1 protein-coding gene and 1 pseudogene are annotated in these 2,064 nt (G+C 63.4%); one reads left to right on the top strand and one right to left on the bottom strand.

Features of this window, described 5'->3' with window-relative positions:
* The first annotated feature begins 233 nt into the window (after positions 1 to 233).
* A complete protein-coding gene (locus ACFTZB_RS45275) occupies positions 234 to 1,508 on the top strand; it encodes an MFS transporter (RefSeq protein WP_378442486.1) in 1,275 nt (424 codons plus the stop codon).
* Between the two features lie 308 nt (positions 1,509 to 1,816).
* On the opposite strand, the pseudogene ACFTZB_RS45270 reads toward ACFTZB_RS45275, so the two are convergent.
* A pseudogene (locus ACFTZB_RS45270) lies at positions 1,817 to 2,064 on the bottom strand (IS630 family transposase); the annotation flags it as partial.

Here is a 2,064-nt window from a genome sequence, read left to right as displayed (position 1 = left end):
CGACTACAATTGAACGTGTTCAATTTATCGCCCAATGCGGCGGCCTTCCCGAATGAGGTGCATTTTCGCCATTGGGTATCTAATCAGTAAAAACCAATGATCCGTTCCGCTTGACTTGTGTCGGCGATCACACCTAAGGTTTATGAAACGGTTCAAAAACGGCTCGCGGATACTCCTCCGATTGATCCGGAGCCGACCGTGACTCGCGCGCACAGCCTTGGAAGGCGAGAGAAATGACTCCTCAGAAGACCGAAATCACGAAGCAGATGTGGTTCCGTGCCGGTGTGTCCGGCATGGCGTCGTATCTGGACTCGGCCGCCATCGTCTCGACCGGAACAGCCCTGGTCCTGTACCAGGACACCCTGGGGCTGACCAAGGGCAACATCGGCGCCCTGTCCTCGGCGCTGACTCTCTCGATCGCACTCGGTGCACTCGTCGGCGGCCGACTCGGCGACAAGTTCGGACGCCGCCGGGTATTCACCGCGACGGTGACACTGCTCGCCGTCGGCGCCCTCGTGCTCGCCTCGGCACCGAGCGTTCCCGTGCTCTGCCTCGGCATCGTGATGCTCGGATTCGCCGCCGGTGCCGACCTACCGGTCTCGCTGGCACTGGTCGCCGAACAAGCCCCCGAAGGCGGCAAAGGCAAACTCGTGGCCCTCTCCCAGGTGCTCTGGTACTGCGGCATCATCACCACCCAGTTCATCGGCGTCGTCGCCGGCGGCCTCGGAGTGGCCGGCGGCCGGATCCTGTACGGCCACATCGCCGTCGTCGCCGTCATCGTCCTCCTGCTGCGCATGCGCATCCCCGAGTCCAAGCAGTGGCTCGCCGAGCACCACCGCGCCGAGAGCAAGACAGGCGACGGAGTGGACGTCTCCGCCCTGCGCCAGCTGTTCAAGCTGCCCTACATCCTCCCGTTCATCTCGCTCGGGCTCTTCTACTCGCTGATCAACCTCGCCGCAAACACCAAGGGCCAGTTCGGCACCTACATGTACGTCAACGTCGCCCACAGCACCGTGCAGGTAGCCTCGACCATCAGCCTCGTCCTGCAGCTTGTCAGCATCATCCTGGCGGTGACGTTCATGCGACTGGTCGACGGCCCGAACCGCATGCGCTGGTACGTCCTCGGCGCCGTATGCTTCACCGCGTACTTCACCATCCCCGCCGTATTCGGCGTCTCGGTGTGGAGCCTGGCCATCGGCAACGCAATCGGAACCTTCGGTCTCGCCTTCTCCTTCGAGGGCATCTACAAGGTCTGGACGCAGGAAAAGTTCCCCACCCTGCTGCGCGCCACCTCCCAGGGCATGACCATCAGCTTCGCCCGCGTGCTCGCCGCAGTCTTCGCCCTGTGGACTCCCATGCTGCTCGACCTCGGCCCGCGGGTGATGTTCGCAACCCTGGCGACCGTGATCGCCATCTCCACCATCATCGGATACCGCGTCAACCGGATGCCCAACGCCCTGACACCCGAGACCGACTCGGAATCGGCCGTACGGGCCGAGGCCCGCTGACGCGGCAGCCGTGACGACTGCTCGACCGTACCTCCCGGTTACCACCCCGATCCCGGAGCAGGGTCTCGCCCTGCTCCGGGAAACTCCTAGCCGAAACCCACAATCACACCACTTACGCGTCGGGTGTGGTTGCCGTGCAATTGCGGTCGCGTCTGCTGCATTCTCAATGAACGCGACGTGCGAGCGCCAGCAGGCTCAATATCAAGAGCTCGAGCAGAGACGCCGCGGCAACTGCGGCGCGGGTGGAGAAGGTCGTTGAAGGCCCGTCAGGTAGGAAGCCAGATATCGGCGGTGTCTGCTCCAGTGCCCTAGTGGTCTGTCTGCGATTTGATCTGGTGGAGGGCGGAGCGGCCGCGTTGGACTTTGGCGATGATGTCTTCCGCGGTCGCTTTCCACACGAAGGGCTTGGGTTCCTTGTTCCAGTGCTCCGCCCACGTGGTGATCGCGTCGGTGAGATCCGCGACGCTGGTGAAGACGCCGCGGCGCAGCCGCTTGTCGGTCAGTTCCTTGAACCACCGTTCGATCAGGTTCAGCCAGGAACTCGACGTCGGGGTGT

Origin of the sequence: Rhodococcus sp. NPDC057014, assembly GCF_042673295.1 — a bacterium.
Classification (GTDB): Bacteria; Actinomycetota; Actinomycetes; order Mycobacteriales; family Mycobacteriaceae; genus Rhodococcus_F.
Note: the sequence above shows the minus strand (reverse complement) of the source record. Positions and strands in the feature narration are given on the sequence as shown.